This window comes from Microbacterium sp. GXF6406 (assembly GCF_054798215.1).
In genome coordinates, this window is sequence record NZ_JBSJZH010000007.1 from 1 (window position 1) to 20,520 (window position 20,520).

The following is a 20,520-nucleotide window of genomic DNA, read 5'->3' on the forward strand; positions in this document are numbered from 1 at the left end:
TGACGAACTATGTTGCCAGATCGCTACTCGAAGCCGGAGGATTCAGACCCCACCTACACCCTCGATTGCGATGAGCCGGTTTATGTGGCGATCCGCCAGCGGATCGTGAATAGGTGCTCGGTCTCCTGGGTTCCCTGGAGCGACTGCTCGATCAGCTCCAGGTATTTGTCGGCTTCAGCGCGGAGCTTCTTGCGCGCGTCCCGGAAGTCCTCGTCGGCCTCCTCGGCACGCTGCTCCCACTTCCGGGCCTCTTTCTTGAGACGTAGCTGCTCCATCGGATCGTCAGCCTGCCGGGCGAGCTTGCGAGCTTCCTTCTCCTTGGCGCGGTACTCACGGATCTTGCCTTCGTGTTCGGCCTTGCGATCCTGCTGGTTGCGGTAAAGCAGTTCCTCCTGCTGGTCGTAGTAGCGGGAGTTGCGGCCCTGGACTTCCTTCTCCAGCTCAGCCCGTCGAGTGTCCAGGTGCGGCGTGAAGCGTGCCGCGTCGATCGCCACCGGCGTCTCGCCGATCTCGATGCAGGTGAGGTCCAAGATGTCTGCGACGTATTCTTCGTCGAGCCAGTGGCCGTCATCGGTCAGGGCGCCGGCGAGCATATAGGACTCGGAGATGTCCTCATCGCGTGCTTTCATGCGGAAGGTCGCAACGCTCACGGTCAGCTCGCCACTCGCGCCTTCTAGCGCCCGGATCGCGCTGCTCACGCGCTTCGACTGGCTTAGCGAGAAGGTCAGCTCGCGTGCCGGGGTGTCGTGGATCTTGGCGGTCTCGACGACGTGCTGAGCCAGCGGGCTCGCGTATCGGTACTGGTGGGCGTTCTCCAGCGGCTGGGACTTGAAGAAGTAGCGCCCGGTCGACGCATCCCTCACGGGCGACTCGTTCAGCACGAAGGTGCGCCCGTCGCCCTCGAAGGTGGCGTGCTCGGCCAGTTCGTGTCGAGTTACCGCGAGCAGCAGGCGCTCGAATTTGTTGAGGACCTCGCCAGATTGATCGTCATAGGCTTTGAGGCGATCCTGGACGTGGGGGTCGAGGTTGTCGAAGACTTTCGCTTTGGCGCTGGCCATCTCTTTGGAGATCTCACTTGCGTATTGAGATTCCAGTTCTTTGAAGGCGTCGTCCAGCTCGTCGGCGGTCTTGCAGCGCGTGAGGATGTCGCTGATGGTCTTCTCGAAGTCGAGTCCGTCTTCGATCGCGCCGAGCACTTCGTCACTGGCACCGAACACGCTCGAGAACAGCTGAAATTTGTTGGTCAGGAGCTCGAGGATGCGCTGTTCGGCGATGTTGCCCTTGTTTGAGAAGTTCACGACGACGACGTTGTGCTTTTGCCCGAAGCGGTGCACGCGGCCGATGCGCTGTTCGACGCGCTGTGGGTTCCAGGGCAGGTCGTAGTTGACGAGCATTGAGCAGAACTGCAGGTTGATGCCCTCGGCCGCGGCCTCGGTGGCGATCATGATCGTGCCCTCGGTGCGGAAGTAGTCGACGAGCGCTTTACGCCGGTCCACGGCGGCAATTCCCGTGATGAGGTCACCGTCGCGGTTCTTCTTGAGCCATGCCTGGTAGATCGTGGTCTGTTCCGGGCTGTTGTTCGAGCCGTTGAACAGGACGAGACCCTCTCCGCGGCCTGTTTCGTTGAGCGAGCGTGCGATGTAGTCCTGCGTCTTGGTGGAGTCGGTGAAGATGATGGCTTTCTCGGGTGCGCCAAGCTCGCGCAGCCGTTCGAAGCCGAGGTCGAGCGCTTCACTGAGCTTGACGGCCTTTTGATTCTCTGTGATGGAGCGCGCTAATGCCGCGTACTCTCGCAACTCGGCGACTTCGGCGCGCATCGCCTCCAGCGTCGAAGCGTCGAAGGGCGTGGGTGACGAGCGTGAGGTGGCGCCTGCTCCCGTGATTTCTTCGGCCTCTTCGAGTTCTTCGTTCGTGATCTCGTCATCGACGCCGAAGTCCATGGTTACGAGGCCACCGCGTCGGTCGCGGCGCTGTCCAGTGGCAACCTCATCGGCCAGGCGGTTAGCGATGTTCTCCAGGGTGCTTGCCACGGCGTAGGTTGACGAGCCGAGGCGTTTGCGGATGATCAGAGCAGACAGGTGGCGTTGGCTGCCGGCGAATGCGAAGAGCTCATCGCGCTGCAGATAATCGTTCACGAGGTCGTAGAGCCGGACTTCGTCCGGGGACGGCGTGAACTCGACCGTCAGCGGCAGACGCTTGGTGAAGTGGATGTACTTGTCGGCGTCGCGGCGCAGGGTGCGCTTCGAGATCATCGCGACGCGTTCGACCAGGTCATTATCGCCGGTCAGGTCACGGCTCTTGATGTAGCGCTCGCGGAATGCGTCGAGCGAGTAGAAGTAGTCAGGGTCGAATATCGAGACGAGGCCGTACAGTTCCTCGAGCTTGTTCTGCAGCGGCGTTGCCGTGAGCAATACCGTCTTGTGCGCGCCCTGCACTATGTGAGCTACCGCTTCAGGAGCCTTTGTCTTCCCCGTCCAGTAGTTCCGTAGCCTGTGGGCTTCATCGGCGACCACAAGATCCCAGGACTTAAGCAGTGAGGTCTCGTGCCTGAGCGCGAACTCGTAAGAACAGATCAGCACCTGGGCCGAGCGCCTCCCCACCTCGGCAAGCAGCGCCTCCTTCGATTTCGGGTCGAGGATCGTGGAAGGGATCAGGAACTTCTCTTGCAGCTCCTGCTGCCACTGCTGGCGAAGGCTCGACGGAGCGATGATCAGAATGCTGCGGCGCCGTTCGGCCCAGTATTGCGAAATGACGATGCCCGCTTCGATCGTCTTTCCAAGTCCCACCTCGTCGGCGAGGATCACGCCCGGCAGGAATGGCGTCTGCAGGGCGAACAGCGCAGCATCGATCTGGTGGGGCTTGGGCTCCACCTGCGCGTCGAACAACAGGCCGGCCAGCTTGCCGACGTGGTCGTTCGCGTAGCTGCGCTGCAACTCGTGCGCGTAATACTTCGCCTGGTAGCTCGTGAGTGGGCGGCTCATCGATCTGACTCCCACTGGCTCTGGGGCATGACCAGAGTTCCGCGACGGCTATGAGGCCGTCGCGGAGAGAGAGATGGGCCGATCTGGGGGGTCATCGGGTCGTACTCCTTCGCGCCGAGAACATGTCTCGACTTGAACGCAAAATGTTGTAGCTCAACATAGTCGTGCGGTCGGACATCGAAGCAAAGACGCACCCATGAGGGTGCTTCGTGCGCCAAAGCCGCCCGCAAGGAAGGCTCGCGACACGCCCGGCACTATCCCGCTCAAATCACGCCCTGATCTGGCATATCGGGCCCCGTATCGCGGGTGTCCGTCACCGTATAGGTCGGTCCGGGCATAGGGGCCGGCATGACAGACACCACCTCCGCCCAGTCGCCAGCTGCCGCCATTGAGCCTTGTCTCCCCTTCACGCCGGCTGACCGGCTGTTGCTGCGAGGCGCCTCGGAACGGCGCTACGCAGTGCTCGAGCTGTCGGGGTTCACTAAGCCCGGACCCGCACCGCGCGGCACGACGTCCCCCGCACAGGGCGTGAACGGGGCCGCCGCTCCCGTACCGGCCACCACCTTCACCGTCTGGGTGCCTCGTTCGTGCGACCGCGCATAGCCGAAGTAGGCGCCCGAACGAGCGCCGATGGGAGGCGCGCGGGCGTGAGAAGTCTGGTTGGTAGACCGGTTGCAGTGACGGATGCGCAGTGGGCGCAGATCCGGGACTTCGTCGACCAGGTCTGCGATGACCTATGGGCGCATCCCGCGAACCGGGGCCGGCGTGACCCGGGCTACTACAACCTCGTCGCCCGATACGTCGCCTGGGCCCGCTTCGCCGAAGGCTACGAGCTCGACCGGGTGCTGCTGTTTGGACGGGACATGGTGTCGTTCTACATCGCGACCGCGATCCCGCACGTGACAGAGAAAACGCGGGCCTCGTACCGGTCGCAGTTGTTCGCGGCGAGTGCGGCGCTGTTGCCGGCGTCGATGACGCCGTCGCCGATCGAGCCGATCCAGCAGCGCAAGGCCACCACCCCGTACACGAACGACGAGGTCGAGGCCCTGTATCGGTGGGCGAACGGGCAGCCCACGCAGCACCTGCGGCGCAACGCGAACGTGATCCTCGCGCTCGGGCTCGGGGCGGGGTTCAAGATGCGCGAGATCAACGCACTCACCACCCGGCACATCCACGTCGACAACGAGGGCGTCGTGGTGACCTCGCCCGCTGATGGCCGGCAGGTGCCGGTGCGGGCCGAGTGGGAAGAAATCATCGAGACCGCCGCCGAACCGCTCGACGAGGGCGAGTTCCTGTTCCGCCCCGGCCGCATCGCCACGAAACGCTCGCTCACCAATGCCGGCAGCGACTTCCTCGCGACGACGCACCAGCGTGAGAACGCGCCGAACGCGTACCGGTTGCGGGCGACGTGGATTGTCGGTCACCTGGTCGCGCGGGTGCCGTTCGATGTGCTCGTGCGGGCCGCGGGGCTGCAGGAAGCGGCGTCGTTGTACTCGTACCTGCCGCTCGTGCCCGAGGCGGAGTTCGTGGCGGTGCGGCATATGCTGCGCGCGCAGACATTCCTCGACCGCCGCCTTCGCGCTGTCCCCGACGGGGGTGCGCAGTGACGGCGGTGCAGGTGGCAGAAGTCGAGTTCCCAGCGATTCTGAAGGGCCGCAAGCCCGACCTCGACGAGGGCGTGTTCTACGAGCTCGCCCGTCTTTACAAGCAGCTGGGTATTCGTGATCTTGTTGGCGAGTGGTTCGCGGAGGACGCTGCCGCTCGTGACGCCGCTCGCGTCGAGCGGGGGCTGAAGCCGGTGCAGGGTGGGCGCCGGGTCGTGCTCGACCCTGTCGACGTGCTGCTGGTCGCCCATACGTTGCTCGTGGGTGAAGAGAACGCCCTAATTACCACGATCTCGAAGGCGATCGCGAAGCGCCTGCCGGTAGCGGTGCGCCGATACATGAAACTTCCCGAGCAAGAGCCCGTCCGGGACACGTCGCGGTATATGCAGGTGCAGCGCAGCTTCCAGCGTCTGTCGAACCTCACCAGCCCGTTCCTCGGCCTATCGGGGCATCGTCGTCCCGCGCAGGAGTATTTCGACATCGTCGACGCCACCAACCCCGAAGAAGCCCAGCGACGAGTCGCCCGCGGGCTGCGCTTGTCGAACTTGCTCATCGAAGCGTCGCTGCGTGTGCTGCCCGAGCAGTACCGGGCTGCGTGGGACGGGACCGTATGCATCGACGCGACCGCGCTGCGGGTGTACGGCAAGCGCGGGAGCCCGCGTGGCCTGAATAAGCCCGGATTCGACCGGGATCTAACGCTTTCGCCAGAATCCTGGGCCTATTGGTACTACCGGGACGGCGACCACGGTGAACCCTCTGACGGCAAGCGCCCCATGGACCCGCAATCGAAGTTCGGTGGCGAAGCCCACTTCGCCGTTCAAGCAGGACCCGTGCTCGCGAACGGCCGCACCAGTGAAGATTTTCCGAAGCTCGTCGCCTCGATGACGCTCAACGCTCCCGGCTACTCGCCCGGTGAGGCCGCAGCGACGCTACTTGCGAGCCTGGCCGACCGCGGCCACCCCGCCGGAGAAGTCGTCTCCGACCGGCTCTACTTCCCGATGGCGAAACCCGACGTGCTCCAGCGCCCCGCGCGCGCCCTCGGTTACGAACCGGTACATTCCATCCCGCGCGCACAGCTTGGGCTGCGCGGCAATTACAAAGGCATGCTGTTCATCGACGGCAACTTGTATTCGCCGGGGATGCCGAAGCACCTCTATGACATCTCGATCCGTCACGCCAAACGCGAGATCAGCGACGCCGAGTACCAGGCGCTCATCGCAAAACGAACCCCGTACCTCGTCAAGCTCAAGCAGTCGGCCGACGAGCATGGTCGCATGCGGTTCTCGTGCCCAGCGCTGGGCAAGTATCCGTCCGTGCGCTGCCCCATTCGTGAACTCGCCAAGACCTCTGCGGCTCCGAACGTCCGTTGGAACCTGCCCATCACCCAGACCGGCGACCAGCCCGCAGGGGCGATCTGTGAACAGGCGTCAGTGACGATCGACTTTGCCGACGACGACATCGCTCGGTACTGGCAGAAGTACCAGTACATGAGTCCTGAATGGATCGCTCACTACAACGGTCCACGCAACTGCGTCGAAGGGGCGAACGGCCATGTCAAAGAGGACATCTACAACCGCCTCGACCAGCCGGGCCTGCGCCGCATGCGCGGCTACGGCAAGCAGCTCATCGCCATCGCGCTAATGGTCTCAGCCGCAAACATCCGCGCCGTGCGCAACTACCTCGAAAAGCGCGCAGCGCGAGCCGTTGAACAGGCGATCGACATCACCCAGCCGGCACGCCGCGCACGCCGACTGAACAGCAGCCTTCAGGACCACCTGCCGGACCTCGACAAGCCAGCTTGGACACCAGGCAGGCCGAAGGTCAGCTAGTGAGAATCGCGGACAACGCCCCGAGAGACGCCTCGGGGCCATTGGCGTACCCGAAAACGGTCACGCGCACGGTGAAATCTCGAGAACCGAGGCTGAACAGCCGCCGATCTGACGGCTGGAGTCCATCGATACGCTCAGGCTGCGGGCCAAAGATGATACCGACGCGCTGACAGCCGAAAACTACGCAACCAACGCCCGTTCAGCGCCCGATTCAGACGCTGCCGCGAGTTTCGCAAACCGAATCGCGGAGTTTCGCAAACGCCCCGATGTGGGCCCTGCCGGGATCGAACCGACGACATCCACGGTGTAAACGTGGCGCTCTACCAGCTGAGCTAAAGGCCCTGGTGCTTTCCATCATATCCATGTCACAGTTGCGCGCCGCACACCTCAATGGGGGTTAGGCTGAACCAAGCGCGCGTTGTGCTGTGCCGACAAGGCTTCCCGCGTCGCTTCCCGTTTCCTTGGCAAGACCTGCCAGCTTGACGAAAGGCTCCACGTGACCGTTCACGACCAGGATCCGTACTCCCAGGGCCCCCTCGACAGCGATCCGGAGGAGACCGGCGAATGGCAGCAGTCTCTTGACGAGCTCGTCGACGTCAAGGGCCCCGGTCGCGGCCGCGAGATCATGCTCAGCATGCTCAAGCGCTCGAAGGAGCTGCACCTCAACGTGCCGATGGTTCCGACCACCGACTACATCAACACCATCGCGTCCGAGAGCGAGCCGGAATTCCCCGGCGATGAAGAGCTCGAGCGCCGTTACCGCCACTGGATCCGCTGGAACGCCGCGGTCACGGTGCACCGTGCACAGCGCCCCGGCATCGGGGTCGGCGGTCACATCTCGACCTACGCCTCGGCAGCTTCGCTGTACGAAGTCGGCCACAACCACTTCTTCCGCGGTCAGGATCACCCCTCCGGTGGCGACCAGATCTTCTACCAGGGCCACGCCTCTCCCGGCATGTACGCTCGCGCGTTCCTCGAGGGCCGTCTGAGCGAGAACCAGCTCGACGCGTTCCGTCAGGAGAAGTCCGGCGCGCCGAACGGCATCCCGTCGTACCCGCACCCGCGCATGATGCGCGACTTCTGGCAGTTCCCCACCGTCTCGATGGGCCTCGGCCCGATCAACGCCATCTACCAGGCGATGACGAACAAGTACCTCGCTAACCGCGGCATCAAGGACGTCTCCGACTCCCACGTGTGGGCGTTCCTCGGCGACGGCGAGATGGATGAGGTCGAATCCCGCGGGCAGCTGCAGGTCGCAGCGAACGAGGGCCTCGACAACCTCACCTTCGTGATCAACTGCAACCTGCAGCGCCTCGACGGCCCGGTCCGCGGCAACGGCAAGATCATTCAGGAGCTGGAGTCGTACTTCCGCGGCGCCGGCTGGAACGTCATCAAGGTCGTCTGGGGCCGCGAGTGGGACGACCTGCTCTCCCGAGACACCGACGGTGCGCTGCTCAACCTGATGAACGCCACGCCCGACGGCGACTACCAGACCTACAAGGCCGAGAGCGGCGCCTTCGTCCGTGACCACTTCTTCGGTCGCGATGAGCGCACTGCGGCCCTGGTCAAGGACTACACCGACGACCAGATCTGGAAGCTGCGCCGCGGCGGCCACGACTACCGCAAGGTGTACGCAGCCTACAAGGCGGCCATGGAGCACAAGGGTCAGCCGACCGTCATCCTCGCCAAGACCGTCAAGGGCTACGGCCTCGGTCCGCACTTCGAGGGCCGCAACGCGACCCACCAGATGAAGAAGATGACGCTGGATGATCTGAAGCTCTTCCGCGACACCATGCAGATCCCGGTCACCGACGCTCAGCTCGAGGCCGACCCGTACCGCCCGCCGTACTACCACCCGGGCGCGCAGGACGAGACGATCCAGTACATGCTGGACCGCCGTCGCGACCTCGGCGGCTTCCTCCCCGAGCGCCGCTCGACCCACGTCGGGCTCACGCTCCCCGAGGACAAGGACTACGCCTTCCCCAAGAAGGGCTCGGGCAACCAGGAAGTCGCGACGACCATGGCGTTCGTCCGCATGCTCAAGGACCTCATGAAGGTCAAGGGCTTCGGAGAGCGCGTCGTGCCGATCATCCCGGACGAGGCGCGCACCTTCGGCATGGACGCCTACTTCCCGACCGCGAAGATCTACAACCCCAACGGCCAGAACTACACGGCCGTCGACCGCGAGCTGCTCCTTGCCTACAAGGAGAGCCCGCAGGGCCAGATCATGCACGTCGGCATCAACGAGGCGGGCGCCACCGCGGCGTTCACCACCACCGGCACGGCGTACTCGACGCACGGCGAGCCGCTGATCCCGATCTACATCTTCTACTCGATGTTCGGCTACCAGCGCACCGGTGACGCCTTCTGGGCGGCAGCCGACCAGATGGCGCGCGGTTTCGTCATCGGCGCGACCGCCGGCCGCACGACGCTGACCGGTGAGGGCACGCAGCACGCCGACGGCCACTCGCCGTTGCTGGCATCGACCAACCCGTCGACGTTGTCCTACGACCCGGCCTACGGCTACGAGGTCTCGCACATCGTCCAGGCCGGCATCGAGCGCATGTACGGCGGCAACCACCCCGACCCCGATGTCATGTACTACCTGACGGTCTACAACGAGCCGTTGAAGCAGCCGGCTGAGCCGGAAGACGTCGATGTCGAGGGAATCCTCAAGGGCATCCACCGCGTCTCTGTCGGCGAGGGCACCGGGCCCCGCGTGCAGCTGCTCGCCTCGGGCGTCGGCGTGCCGTGGGCCATCGAGGCCCAGGAACTGTTGGCCAAGGATTGGGGCGTGACCGCCGACGTCTGGTCCGTCACCAGCTGGAATGAGCTGCGCCGCGACGGCCTCGCCGCCGACGAGCACAACTTCCTCCACCCCGAGGCCGAGCCGAAGGTCGCGTACCTGACGCAGAAGCTGCAGGGCGCCGAGGGCCCGTTCATCGCGACGAGCGACTTCATGCACGCGGTCCAGGACCAGGTTCGCCAGTGGATCCCGGGCGATTACTACACGCTCGGCGCTGACGGCTTCGGCTTCGCCGACACGCGTGCCGCTGCACGCCGCTACTTCAAGATCGATGGTCCGTCCATGGTCGTCCGCGCCCTGCAGGGGCTCGCCGACAAGGGGCAGATCGAGCGTTCGAAGATCGCTGAGGCGATCGCGAAGTACGACCTGCACAACGTCAACGCCGGTACGAGCGGAAACGCCGGCGGCGAGAGCTGAGCGGCGCGTGACCGCGTCGTCTGCCTCCTCGATGGACAAGGACGCCACCCTCGCCTGGCTCCGCCGGATCTCCGGCGACCTGGCGACGGCGACGATCCAGCGTCTGGAAGAGACGCTGCCCTGGTACGCCGACATGCCACCAGCCCGCCGCTCTGCGGTCGGGCTGGTGGCCCAGGCGGGCATAACCTCGTTCATCCAGTGGTTCGATGATCCGACGTCGACCCCGTGGATCGCAGCGGATATCTTCGCCGCGGCTCCGCGAGAGCTGCTGCGCAGCGTCAGCCTGACGCAGACGTTGCAGCTGATCCGCGTCACGGTCGAGATCACCGAGGAGCGCATCGCCGACAAGGACGAGGTCCTGCGGGAAGCGATCCTCCTCTATTCGCGTGATGTGGCGTTCGCCGCTGCCGATGTCTACGCCCGCGCCGCGGAGGCGCGCGGCCTGTGGGATGCTCGGCTGGAAGCCCTCGTCGTCGACTCGATCCTCACCGGCGAGGCCGATGAGGAGCTGCCCAGTCGCATCGCGGCGCTCGGCTGGCATGGCCACGGCGAGGTCTGCGTGCTCGTGGGAACGACTCCCCCGCAGTTCGACGTCGATCATGTCCGCCGCACCGCGCGAAAACTCGCCGTCGATGTACTCATCGGCGTTCAGGGTTCGCGCCTCGTGCTCGTCCTCGGCCGGGCCCAGATGGCCGGTCGGGAGGAAGCCGAGGACGACCTCGCCTTCGAGGAGATCGCAGCACGCCTCGAGTCGTCTTTCGGCCCGGGATTCGTCGTCCTCGGCCCTCCGGTGGCCGCGCTCGTGGACGCCGGGCAGAGCGCGCGCGCGGCGCTGGCCGGTTTTGCGGTCGCCCGCGCATGGCGCACTGCTCCTCGTCCGGTCGAAGCTGATGATCTGCTTCCCGAGCGGGCCCTGGCCGGAGACCCTCTGGCGAAGCAGACGCTGATCGATCGCATCTACCGTCCGCTTCAGGCGCACTCGACGGATCTCGTCACCACCCTGTGGAGCTACCTCGACAACGGCCGCTCGCTCGAAGCAACTGCGCGGGAGCTATTCGTTCACCCGAACACGGTCCGCTATCGACTCAAACGTGTCAGCGAGGTCATCGGCTGGGACGCCACGGGTCCGCGCGAGGCGCTGATCCTGCAGACGGCGTTGATTCTGGGCTCCATCGGCACGAGCGAGAGCGTCCGCCGGCGCCCTTCGGGCCGTCGTTCGCGCTGACCCCCACGCCCCTGTGTGACACCCATAAAGGATTCACCGAATCTTGTGAGGGTTCATCCACCGTCTGGGTGCGATCCTTGGCAGACTGGACAGGTGATTGTCGTAGCCTGCCCTGGACAGGGCTCTCAGACCCCCGGCTTCCTCGCTCCCTGGCTCGAACTCGACGGAGTCGGCGAGGCTCTCGCCGCATACTCCGAGGCCGCTGAGGTCGACCTCATCCGGCACGGCACGGAATCCGATGCCGACACGATCCGCGACACGCGCATCGCCCAGCCTCTGATCGTCGCCGCCTCGCTGATCGCCGGAGACGCGCTTCGGGCACGTGCGGGACGAACCGCCGATGGCATCGCCGGCCATTCGGTCGGCGAGCTCGCGGCCGTCGTCGGCGCAGACGTGATCAGCGCGGCGGACGCAATGCGTCTCGTCGGCATCCGCGGGCGAGCCATGGCGGATGCCGCGGCACAGACGCCGACGGGCATGAGCGCGGTCCTCGGAGGAGACGAAGATGCACTTCTGGCACGTTTGGATGAGCTGAACCTCTCCCCCGCGAACTACAACGGCGGCGGCCAGATCGTCGTGGCCGGCGCCCTGGCGTCCCTCGCAGAACTCGCCGAAGCCCCGCTCAGTGGAACGCGCGTCATCCCGCTCCAGGTCGCGGGCGCCTTCCACACGGCCTACATGGCCTCGGCCGTAGACGCACTCCGCTCGGCGGTCGCCGATGTCGCTGCGAACGATCCGAGCATCACGCTCTGGACGAACCGCGATGGTTCCGTGGTGCAATCGGGAAGCGCTGCGCTCGACCTCATCGTCGATCAGATCTCCTCGCCTGTCCGCTGGGATCAGTGCATGTCGAGCTTCACCGACGCAGGTATCAGCGGCATGATCGAACTCGCCCCCGCCGGGGCGCTCACGGGTCTCGCCAAGCGCGGACTCCGCGGCACGCCGACCGTGGCCGTCAAGACCCCCGAAGATCTCGATGCAGCGGCTGAGCTGCTGAACGGAGCAGCCGCATGAGCATCACCCTGAAGCAGGCCACCGGCCCCCAGTACACGCGCATCCTCGCCTACGGTGCGGCGCGCGGTGAGAACGCCGTCCCGAATGATGACCTCATCGAACCGATCGACTCCAGCGATGAGTGGATCCGTCAGCGCACCGGCATCATCACCCGCACGCGGGCCAACGCCGAGACCAATGCCATCGACCTCGCCGCGGATGCGGGCGCTGAGGCGATCGCCACAGCCGGCATCCCGGCATCCGACGTCGATCTGGTGATCGTCGCGACGATCAGCAACCCGAAGCAGTCGCCCTCGGTCTCTGCGATCGTGGCCGACCGCGTCGGCGCGAACCCCGCCGCGGCATACGACGTCAACGCCGCCTGCGCCGGTTACGCCTATGCCATCGCCCAGGCGGATGCGCTGATCCGCGCCGGTGCGGCACGGTACGCCCTCGTCATCGGCACGGAGAAGCTCTCCGACATCGTCGACCCGACCGACCGCAGCATCTCCTTCCTTCTCGGTGACGGTGCAGGCGCTGCGCTCATCGGGCCCAGCGAAACCCCCGGCATCGCACCCGCGATTTGGGGCTCAGACGGTTCGAAGGCCGGAGCGGTCGGCATGAACCATACGCTCACCGAGTACCGCGACGGCGATGGCGAGATCCCCTGGCCGACGCTCCGACAGGAGGGCCAGACGGTTTTCCGCTGGGCCGTCTGGGAAATGGCGAAGGTCGCCCGCCGTGCGATCGAGGCCGCGGGCATCGAACCCGGCGACCTGGCCGCCTTCATCCCCCACCAGGCGAACATGCGCATCATCGACGAATTCGCCAAGCAGCTGAAGCTGCCTGAGACGACCGTCATCGCGCGAGACATCGAGACGACGGGCAACACGTCCGCGGCGTCCATCCCGCTCGCCAGCCACCGCCTGATGGCGGAGCACCCGGAGCTTTCCGGGGGTCTGGCGCTGCAGATCGGCTTCGGCGCGGGCCTCGTTTTCGCAGCGCAGGTCGTCGTCCTCCCCTGATCCGGCCCGCCGGTTCCCTAAACTGTTCATCGGTTCCGAATACAACCCGCAAGAAAGAGGAAAACCACATGGCTTTCACCCAGGATGAGGTCCTCGCCGGCCTCGCAGAGCTCATCACCGACGAGACCGGCATCGACGCCTCGGAGGTCGCCCTCGAGAAGTCCTTCACCGACGACCTCGACATCGACTCGATCTCCATGATGACGATCGTCGTCAACGCCGAGGAGAAGTTCGGCGTCACGATCCCCGACGACGAGGTCAAGAACCTCAAGACCGTCAACGACGCCGTCTCCTTCATCGTCTCCGGCCAGGAGTGACATCTGACGGATGCCACCCCCGCTCTTCGCGGGGTGTGGCATCCGCCGCTTTCCCTTCACTCGAGAACACCCCGCTTTTCGTTCGACAAGGAACCCACACCCCATGACCAAGCGCATCGTCGTCACCGGCATCGGTGCCACCTCCGCCATCGGCGGTACGGCCCCCGAGAACTGGACCAATCTGCTCGCCGGCGTTTCCGGCGGCAAGTCCCTCGCACATGAGTGGGTGGCCGAACTCGGACTCCCCGTGACCTTCGCCGCGGAAGCGTCCGTGCGTCCGGAGGAAGTCCTTGCCCGTCCGGTGGCCAAGCGCCTCGACCCGTCATCGCAGTTCGCGCTCATCGCCGCCATGGAAGCGTGGGAGGATGCGGGCTCGCCTGATGTCGACCCCGAACGCCTGGGCGTCGATTTCGCCACAGGCATCGGCGGCGTCTGGACGCTGCTCGACGCCTGGGACACCCTCCGCGAAAAGGGCCCGCGCCGTGTCATGCCGATGACGGTGCCCATGCTCATGCCGAACTCCGCCGCCGGCAATCTCTCCCTCCACTTCACCGCCCGCGCCTTCGCGCGCACCGTGGCCTCGGCCTGCGCGTCGAGCACCGAGTCGCTCGTGAACGCCTACGAGCACCTCCAGGCGGGCCTGGCCGACGTCGTCATCGCCGGTGGAACCGAATCGGCCATCCACCCCATCACGATCGCCTCCTTCGCTTCCATGCAGGCGCTGTCCCGCCGCAATGATGACCCCGCGACCGCATCGCGTCCGTACTCCGTCGACCGCGACGGCTTCGTCATGGGCGAGGGCGCGGCCGTGCTCATCCTCGAGACCGAGGAGCACGCCAAGGCGCGCGGCGCCAAGATCTACGCCGAGCTCGTCGGCGGTGGCGTGACGGCAGACGCCTACCACATCACCGCGAATGCCCCCGAGGGCGCAGAGCGCGCAGTCAAGCTCGCTCTCGAATCCGCCGGGCGCACCCCGGACGACATCACCCACATCAACGCGCACGCGACCTCGACCCCGGTCGGCGACCCGAACGAGTACACGGCGTTGAAGAACGTCATCGGCGACCGCGTGCACGAGATCCCCGTCTCGGCCACCAAGTCCGCCACCGGACACCTGCTGGGCGGCACAGGAGCGCTCGAAGCGATCTTCGCGGTGCTCGCGATCCGCGACCGCATCGCGCCGCCGACGATCAACATCACCACGCAGGACCCCGAGATCCCGCTGCGCGTATCACGCGACGCCCAGGCGCTCGGTGACGGCCCGCAGCTGGCGATCAGCAACTCGTTCGGCTTCGGCGGGCACAACGCCGTCGTCGCGTTCGCCGATTACGCCGGCTGAGTCGCTCGTCCAACGCTGAAGGTCCTGTCCCCGCTCGGGGACAGGACCTTCAGCGTTGGAGCGGGATTCACGTTCTCAGACGCCGGGACTCGTCACCTGCCTCCGATACTCGTGCCTCCCGCGCCGAGTCTTATCGGCCGCACTCACCCGACCTTGTGGAGCCAGACGACGCTGGCAGCATCACCGACGTTGCGGAAGGGCTCGAGCTCGTCATCCCAGGCAGATCCCAGAGCGACACCGAGTTCTCGCTGCAGTTCGAAAGCATCGCCCGCAGCGATCTCCATCGCATATCGGATGCGATCCTCCCCGATCACGACGTTGCCGGCCGCGTCGGTCTGCGCGTAGTGGATGCCGAGATCCGGAGTATGCATCCACCGGCCGCCGTCATTGCGCGCCGTGGCATCCTCGGTGATCTCGAAGCGCAGATGCTCCCAGCCGCGCATCGCCGTGGCCATCTGGGCTCCGGTGCCCGCGGGACCGTCCCAATAGAACTCGGTGCGTCGGGCGCCTTCGAGGACGGGCTGATCCGTCCAGTCGAAATTCACTGCACGACCGAGAGCGCGCCCGACAGCCCATTCGAGGTGTGGGCAGAGCGCGCGAGGCGCCGAGTGGACATACACCACTCCGCGTGCGTAAGCCGTCGCCATGATCTCTCCGTTTCGTCAGGTGCGTCTTCCCCTACGACCTGATCCACGAAGTGGCGGACGATATGCGGTTATGAGGACATTCTCACCCAACACGCCCGGAATCACAAGCAGGTGATTCACTCACCACCGGTAGTACTCCGGCACACGATCTTCGCCGAAAATACGCCAGCTATCGTCATCGACCTGTGCTCCCGGCAGCCCACGAACGTGCTCGGCAAGAGCATCGAGTTCTTCCTTGCCGAGAGGCATCTGCGTATTGATCGTCACATGGCGGCCGTACCAGATGAGCTCGATCTGCGACCTTCCCTGCGGGAACTCATTGCACAGCGCGACGAAAAAATCTGCAGTGTCTGGCAGGCGGGGGTCATCCGCGTTGCCGTCGACGGCGAGTCGGCACCCCTCTCCGATACGGATCTCGATATCCGCGAGTGTACTCGAGTCATCGTCGAGTGCTTCTCCCCAGGTCGTCACGACGTCGAGGACTTCAGTGGCGGTGACCGTGGGTTTCATCTGGAGATTGACGCTCGCGTGCGCGGACCTGCCGAAGGCCATCTCCAGGCTAGAGGGGAAGCCGTCGATAACACCCGGCATCTCCTTCACCGCATCGAACATCGTCGACGCCTCGCGTGAGGCCTGGTTCTGCTGGCACCCGGTCAAACTGATCGCCAGAACAGCACAGACGGCCGTGATCACGGCGCCACGGAGGAGAGAGCGATGCTGCACGGAAAGCATCCTCTCACACGCAGAAAGGGCCCGCGATTGCTCGCGGACCCCTCCTCGGCCATGAAGTTCGGCGCTTATGCCTCGCTCATCGCGAGCTTGGCCTGCTGGCCCTTGGCCGCGTAATAGGCAGCGCGAGCGGCGTCCTTGCGCGCCTGCTCGGCGTACCCCGCCTCGAGGACATCCTGCGCGACCTCGAATTGCTCGTGCTGGTCGGTGCCGTTGTACTTCTCGATGTAGGCGTCGAGCTCGGGGCCGGACTCCCACGACGTGATGAGGCAGTAGCGCGGCTCGGTGCCGTTGTGCGTCGCAGCGTGCCACAGGCGCTGCGTGTCGACGATGAGCTGCGCACCGGCGGGAAGCGCGATGCGGTACTCGATGCTCGGGTCGGTGCGGTTCTCGCGCAGGACGAAGTAGCTGTCCTTGTCGTCGGAGAGGTTGAAGAATCCGCGGACGACCCAGCCGGTGCCGTCGGGGTTCAGCCGGTTGTTGTCGTCCTGGTGAAGGTTGTAGAGGCACTCGCCGTAGGGCGTGGGCTGCAGCTCGATGATGCGGCAGCGACCGACGTTCGCCCCCGGCTCCTGCGCGCGTGCGGTGAGGGTCGGAGCGATCGCGGTCTGGGAATCGATCCAGACGCCGTCCTTGTCGGTGCGCGGCGGCTTGTGGTTCCAGAAGCCGTTGCACTCGATCTCGCCCTTGGCACTGGCCAGCGGCGCGAAGCGGGTGTCGCCAGAGGACTTCCAGTCGACATACTCGATGTCGAGCCATTCCTTCGGGTCCATCTCCGCGCCGTAGCTGTCGAGGATGACGAAGCCCTTGTCTTCAAGCGCTGCAGATTTGATGTATCCCATGAGTTAGGTCATGTCCTTTCATCGCGGGCGAGCACGTTTTAACAAGCCCTGATAAGGCGAGCCTAACAGGGGGTGCTGTACAGGCCGTGTGACACGACCGTGGAAATTCGACGGCGGCTAGACTCGTTCGGGGCGGTGCGCAGGTTTCCGCCGCTATGAGGAGCTGAAGCGAACACCATGGCCACCGCCACGAATGTCGAAGCGAACGCCGTCGGAACCATCCAGTGGCTGTCCGCACCCGAAACATCGATCGTCGTCCCCGTTTACCAGCGGCAGTACCGCTGGGACATCGGCGGGTGCGAGCGCCTCCTCTCCGACATTCGGGCCGTCGCCGGCGAGAACCAGGCCCACCGGCACTTCATCGGTTCGATCCTCTCGGCCCAGGACTCCTCCGAGACCGATCTGATCCTCATCGACGGCCAGCAGCGCATCACCACGCTCATGCTCCTGGTCGCCGCCCTCCACCACTCGGTGCAGGATGACGATCCGGCACTCGCCGCGGAGCTCGAGTGCGTGCTCGTGCGCGCAGATGATCCCTCGCGTACGAAGCTGCGCCCGCACGACGCCTGGGCGGATCTCTACGACTCCGTCGTGCTCGACCGCCGCTCCGACATCGACCGCGAGTCCCGCTTCGACGACAACTACGCCTTCTTCCGCAGCCAGATCCACGCCGAGGAGGTTCCGCAGATCTGGGCCGGTCTGCAGAAGCTCGAGCACGTCTCGATCACCCTCGGCGCGCAGGCCAACGCGCAGCAGATCTTCGAGAGCCTGAACTCGACCGGCGAGCCTCTGCGCGATCACGAGCTGATCCACAACTACATCCTGATGGGTCTGACGCACGCCGAGCAGATCGACGTCGAGAATCGGTTCTGGTTGCCCATCGAGCAGCACACGGGTGAGATGATCGGCGCCTTCTGGCGCCATTATCTCGTCATGACCACCGGGCGTGAGATCGCGGCGAATGGTGAGCATGGAGTGTACAGCGCCTTCCGCCGCTCCTTCCCGCGTGTCGATGCCGAGCACCTTCAGTCGGATGCCGCGACCTGGCGTCACTTCGCCGAGATCTACGGCGCGCTGCTCGAGCCCGCTCTCGAGGACGATGAGGAGATCCGCCGCCACCTCGAGGGTGTGAACACTTTCGGCCGCTCGGCCTACCCGCTCGTGCTGCGGAGTCTCAGCGAGTACCGCCGCGGGCTGACGATGCGCGCCGAGCTCATCGAGTCGCTCGAGTGGATTCAGGCGCTCTATCTTCGGCGCGCCCTGGTGGGCCTTCCGATGGAGCGCCTGATCGCACGCCTGTGCCGTGCCCGTGATGAGGGTCGTGAGGCGTTCATGCGGGCCGTCGCTCGCATCACGCCTTCGGATGAGCGCGTCGCCGCCGTGCTGAAGTATGTGGAGCTCCCCCATGCCGCCTACATCCTCAGCCGGGTCGAAAACGTCGACGATGCGACCGGCTTCGACGTCGAGCACATCGTTCCGCTGTCGCCGGGCGATTCCTGGTCGGGTGACGGCATCCGCACCTGGCGCGATTACACCGAGGATGAACAGAACAGTCACCGTGCTCTCGCCCCGACGCTGGGAAATCTGACGCTGCTCGAGCAGCCTCTGGCGGAGAGGACGTTCGGAGCACCCTTCTCGGAGAAGCGCGACACGGCATATGCGCGAAGCTCCGTGCCCGCCACGCGCGCCCTGATAGACCAGGAGGCCTGGGGAACCGCCGCAATCGCGCAACGGACCCGCGATCTCACTCGGCCCCTCCTGGAGATCTGGGCCCGCCCGGCGCTCCCTGAGATCGACGATGACGGCCTGACCCCGGTGCTCGACGCGGTCCGCCGTCGCGGCTGGCCGGCGGGATGGGATCGCGAGTTCGACTACGTCGAGTACCGGGGCGAGCACTGGGAGATCAAGGACGTCCGCGCCCTGTTCAACCGCATCTTCCGGCGGGCTTGGACGGATGACCGCGCGGCGGCCCTCGCATACTGCGCCGCCCACGGCGGTCCGATCTACGACCGCATGGCGTGGAAGGGGCAGTGGGACCGTCTCGACGACACAAATTTCCTCTACATGGGCTGGGACTCCAACTACATGATGAACGCTCTCCAGGGCGTCCTCGAGGAGTCGGGCATCGGCGCCGAGGTGTTCGTGAAGTACTCCTACATCGGGAACGTGATGTGATGGCCAAGAACAGTCCCATGCACCTGCCGGTACTGCCCGAACTCACGGCGGATCCGTTCGACCAGGCGTTCGCCGACATGTCGCTCGGCTGGGAAGACGACGCACCCCAGATCTGCGAGTGCGACCATGGCGATGACGAGGGGTACGCCCCCTGCGGACGCCGTGCGAAGTGGCGCGTCACGATCGATTGCACGTGCGGTGAGGACCATCCGCGCACCGTCGAGCTGCTGTGCACGAAGTGTCTGAAGACGGCGCGCAAGGACCTCGGCGCCGAGGCCATCACGGCTCGACCGCTCTGAAGCGGCTAAACGGTGGGGCCGGTGGGACTTGAACCCACGGATCGTCGAGTTATGAGCTCGCTGCCTTGACCAGCTTGGCTACGGCCCCGCGACTACTCACTTTACTGGAGCGGTGACGCCTTCTGATGCGTGCCGCTGTGCACGTGATAGATCTCGGCGTTGCCGATGATCCCTGCCCGCTCCTCGTCGCTCAGCTCGCGCCGGACCTTTGCCGGGACGCCGGCGACCAACGAACCGTCGGGGATGACTGTGCCGCCCAGGATCACGGCTCCCCCGGCGATGAGGCATCCCCGGCCGATGACGGCGCCACTGAGCACGACGGCCCCCATCCCGATGAGTGATCCGTCGCCGATCGTGCAGCCGTGCACGACCGCGTTGTGGCCGATCGAGACGTTCTCCCCGATCGTCACGCCGTGACCGCTGTCGACGTGGACCGAGACGTTGTCCTGCACGTTACTGCCGCGACCGACAGTGATCGGCGCGGAGTCGCCCCGCAGGACCGCGTTGTACCAGACGCTGGATCCGGCCTCGAGGGTGACGGCGCCGACGATGCGTGCACCGTCGGCCACGAACGCGTCTTCCGCGATGCTCGGAGCCGACTGGGCAAGGGCGAGAACGGATGCTGACGGCGAGATGCTCATGAGGTGAGACTACCCTCACTTCCGCGTGATTACGCGGATATTCGGGGCATTAAGCCGAGCCTCAGCTTGCTTGCGGAATCTTTCATGCCGAGTACCGTTGTATTCATCAGGCACGACTTGAGAACTTTCGGAGGAGAAAAAATGAGCAAGGCAACCACCATCTCGACCACCGCCAGCGACCCCACCGTCGCCGCTGCAGCGGCCCAGTTCCTCTCGCCCCTCGTCCTCGGACTTCAGGCTCTGACGGTCAACGGCAAGCAGGCCCACTGGCACGTTCGCGGTGCGAACTTCGTCGGCATCCACGAGCTCTTCGACACGATCGTCGAGCACGCCGGCGCATTCGCCGATGAGGCCGCCGAGCGCATCGTCGCCCTAGGTCTTCCGATCGACGCCCGTGTGAGCGCGGTCGCCGCGAAGAACTCGACCGAGGTCCCGGCAGGATTCGCCCAGTCGACCGATCTCATCCGCAACATCATCGCCGACATCGACGCGATCCTCGTCGACACGAAGGCTGCGATCGAGGGACTCGACGAGATCGACCTCACCAGCCAGGACGTCGCCATCGAGATCATGCGCGGCCTCGAGAAGGACCGCTGGTTCCTCGTCGCCCACATCGCCGAGTAATCCGCGAACACCTCCGGGAAGGGCATC

General features: G+C 65.4%; 16 protein-coding genes and 2 tRNA genes. 11 read left to right on the forward strand and 7 right to left on the reverse strand.

Annotation, left to right across the window (positions count from 1 at the left end; genetic code table 11):
- Positions 1–80 precede the first annotated feature (80 nt).
- Positions 81–2,981 (reverse strand): SNF2-related protein, encoded by a 2,901-nt coding sequence (locus ACWAUG_RS05725; RefSeq protein WP_460801806.1) that lies wholly within the window; start codon positions 2,979–2,981, stop codon positions 81–83.
- 677 nt (positions 2,982–3,658) lie between these two features.
- On the opposite strand from ACWAUG_RS05725, the gene ACWAUG_RS05730 reads away from it, so the two are divergent.
- Together ACWAUG_RS05730 and ACWAUG_RS05735 are read left to right on the forward strand one after the other, a co-directional pair.
- The gene (locus tag ACWAUG_RS05730) at positions 3,659–4,588 is read left to right on the forward strand and encodes a hypothetical protein (RefSeq protein WP_460801807.1); all 930 of its coding nucleotides are present in this window, start codon (positions 3,659–3,661) and stop codon (positions 4,586–4,588) included.
- Positions 4,589–4,599: 11 nt separating this feature from the next.
- Positions 4,600–6,414, forward strand: a complete 1,815-nt coding sequence (locus ACWAUG_RS05735) for a hypothetical protein (RefSeq protein ID WP_460801808.1) — start codon at positions 4,600–4,602, stop codon at positions 6,412–6,414.
- A 269-nt stretch (positions 6,415–6,683) separates the two neighbouring features.
- Here the strand turns inward: ACWAUG_RS05735 and ACWAUG_RS05740 are convergent.
- Positions 6,684–6,756, reverse strand: a tRNA-Val gene (locus tag ACWAUG_RS05740).
- Between the two features lie 154 nt (positions 6,757–6,910).
- On the opposite strand from ACWAUG_RS05740, the gene aceE reads away from it, so the two are divergent.
- The 6 genes from aceE to ACWAUG_RS05770 all read left to right on the forward strand — a co-directional run bounded on the left by aceE (position 6,911) and on the right by ACWAUG_RS05770 (position 14,536).
- The gene (gene aceE, locus ACWAUG_RS05745) at positions 6,911–9,637 is read left to right on the forward strand and encodes a pyruvate dehydrogenase (acetyl-transferring), homodimeric type (RefSeq protein WP_460801809.1); all 2,727 of its coding nucleotides are present in this window, start codon (positions 6,911–6,913) and stop codon (positions 9,635–9,637) included.
- A 31-nt stretch (positions 9,638–9,668) separates the two neighbouring features.
- Positions 9,669–10,862 carry a PucR family transcriptional regulator gene (locus tag ACWAUG_RS05750; RefSeq protein WP_460801857.1) on the forward strand — a complete coding sequence of 398 codons (1,194 nt, stop codon included), beginning with the start codon at positions 9,669–9,671 and terminating at the stop codon, positions 10,860–10,862.
- A gap of 93 nt (positions 10,863–10,955) precedes the next feature.
- Positions 10,956–11,876 (forward strand): ACP S-malonyltransferase, encoded by a 921-nt coding sequence (locus tag ACWAUG_RS05755; protein WP_460801810.1) that lies wholly within the window; start codon positions 10,956–10,958, stop codon positions 11,874–11,876.
- Positions 11,873–12,880, forward strand: coding sequence for a beta-ketoacyl-ACP synthase III (locus tag ACWAUG_RS05760; protein ID WP_298036509.1), 1,008 nt, complete (start codon positions 11,873–11,875; stop codon positions 12,878–12,880). Before ACWAUG_RS05755 ends, ACWAUG_RS05760 begins: the two co-directional genes overlap by 4 nt.
- Before the next feature lie 68 nt (positions 12,881–12,948).
- Positions 12,949–13,197, forward strand: a complete 249-nt coding sequence (locus ACWAUG_RS05765; protein WP_298036510.1) for an acyl carrier protein — start codon at positions 12,949–12,951, stop codon at positions 13,195–13,197.
- A 103-nt stretch (positions 13,198–13,300) separates the two neighbouring features.
- The gene (locus ACWAUG_RS05770; protein ID WP_460801811.1) at positions 13,301–14,536 is read left to right on the forward strand and encodes a beta-ketoacyl-[acyl-carrier-protein] synthase family protein; all 1,236 of its coding nucleotides are present in this window, start codon (positions 13,301–13,303) and stop codon (positions 14,534–14,536) included.
- 143 nt (positions 14,537–14,679) lie between these two features.
- On the opposite strand, the gene ACWAUG_RS05775 is transcribed toward ACWAUG_RS05770, so the two are convergent.
- The 3 genes from ACWAUG_RS05775 to ACWAUG_RS05785 all read right to left on the reverse strand — a co-directional run bounded on the left by ACWAUG_RS05775 (position 14,680) and on the right by ACWAUG_RS05785 (position 16,754).
- On the reverse strand, positions 14,680–15,183 hold the full coding sequence (locus ACWAUG_RS05775; RefSeq protein WP_298036514.1) for a DUF3145 domain-containing protein: 504 nt from the start codon (positions 15,181–15,183) through the stop codon (positions 14,680–14,682).
- Between the two features lie 120 nt (positions 15,184–15,303).
- The gene (locus ACWAUG_RS05780; RefSeq protein ID WP_460801812.1) at positions 15,304–15,876 is read right to left on the reverse strand and encodes a hypothetical protein; all 573 of its coding nucleotides are present in this window, start codon (positions 15,874–15,876) and stop codon (positions 15,304–15,306) included.
- 104 nt (positions 15,877–15,980) lie between these two features.
- Positions 15,981–16,754 carry a hypothetical protein gene (locus tag ACWAUG_RS05785; RefSeq protein WP_298036519.1) on the reverse strand — a complete coding sequence of 258 codons (774 nt, stop codon included), beginning with the start codon at positions 16,752–16,754 and terminating at the stop codon, positions 15,981–15,983.
- A gap of 177 nt (positions 16,755–16,931) precedes the next feature.
- Here ACWAUG_RS05785 and ACWAUG_RS05790 point away from each other — a divergent pair, with 177 nt between their 5' ends.
- Positions 16,932–18,929, forward strand: coding sequence for a DUF262 domain-containing protein (locus ACWAUG_RS05790; protein ID WP_460801813.1), 1,998 nt, complete (start codon positions 16,932–16,934; stop codon positions 18,927–18,929).
- Positions 18,929–19,228: a hypothetical protein gene (locus tag ACWAUG_RS05795; RefSeq protein WP_460801814.1), complete on the forward strand. Its 300-nt coding sequence runs from the start codon at positions 18,929–18,931 to the stop codon at positions 19,226–19,228. The genes ACWAUG_RS05790 and ACWAUG_RS05795 overlap by 1 nt, the downstream gene beginning before the upstream one ends.
- Before the next feature lie 13 nt (positions 19,229–19,241).
- Here the strand turns inward: ACWAUG_RS05795 and ACWAUG_RS05800 are convergent.
- Positions 19,242–19,316: transfer RNA gene (locus ACWAUG_RS05800), tRNA-Ile, on the reverse strand.
- Between the two features lie 13 nt (positions 19,317–19,329).
- The gene (locus tag ACWAUG_RS05805; RefSeq protein WP_460801815.1) at positions 19,330–19,869 is read right to left on the reverse strand and encodes a gamma carbonic anhydrase family protein; all 540 of its coding nucleotides are present in this window, start codon (positions 19,867–19,869) and stop codon (positions 19,330–19,332) included.
- Positions 19,870–20,010: 141 nt separating this feature from the next.
- Between ACWAUG_RS05805 and ACWAUG_RS05810 the strand changes: the two genes are divergently transcribed.
- On the forward strand, positions 20,011–20,493 hold the full coding sequence (locus ACWAUG_RS05810) for a Dps family protein (protein ID WP_298036528.1): 483 nt from the start codon (positions 20,011–20,013) through the stop codon (positions 20,491–20,493).
- Positions 20,494–20,520 lie beyond the last annotated feature (27 nt).

Coding starts and splice junctions, on each gene's coding strand:
- ACWAUG_RS05725 (WP_460801806.1), bottom strand. CDS start 2,981: ATGAGCCGCCCACTCACGAGCTACCAGGCGAAGTATTACGCGCACGAG.
- ACWAUG_RS05765 (WP_298036510.1), top strand. CDS start 12,949: ATGGCTTTCACCCAGGATGAGGTCCTCGCCGGCCTCGCAGAGCTCATC.
- ACWAUG_RS05785 (WP_298036519.1), bottom strand. CDS start 16,754: ATGGGATACATCAAATCTGCAGCGCTTGAAGACAAGGGCTTCGTCATC.
- ACWAUG_RS05805 (WP_460801815.1), bottom strand. CDS start 19,869: ATGAGCATCTCGCCGTCAGCATCCGTTCTCGCCCTTGCCCAGTCGGCT.
- ACWAUG_RS05810 (WP_298036528.1), top strand. CDS start 20,011: ATGAGCAAGGCAACCACCATCTCGACCACCGCCAGCGACCCCACCGTC.
- ACWAUG_RS05760 (WP_298036509.1), top strand. CDS start 11,873: ATGAGCATCACCCTGAAGCAGGCCACCGGCCCCCAGTACACGCGCATC.
- ACWAUG_RS05790 (WP_460801813.1), top strand. CDS start 16,932: ATGGCCACCGCCACGAATGTCGAAGCGAACGCCGTCGGAACCATCCAG.
- ACWAUG_RS05770 (WP_460801811.1), top strand. CDS start 13,301: ATGACCAAGCGCATCGTCGTCACCGGCATCGGTGCCACCTCCGCCATC.
- ACWAUG_RS05775 (WP_298036514.1), bottom strand. CDS start 15,183: ATGGCGACGGCTTACGCACGCGGAGTGGTGTATGTCCACTCGGCGCCT.
- ACWAUG_RS05795 (WP_460801814.1), top strand. CDS start 18,929: ATGGCCAAGAACAGTCCCATGCACCTGCCGGTACTGCCCGAACTCACG.
- ACWAUG_RS05750 (WP_460801857.1), top strand. CDS start 9,669: ATGGACAAGGACGCCACCCTCGCCTGGCTCCGCCGGATCTCCGGCGAC.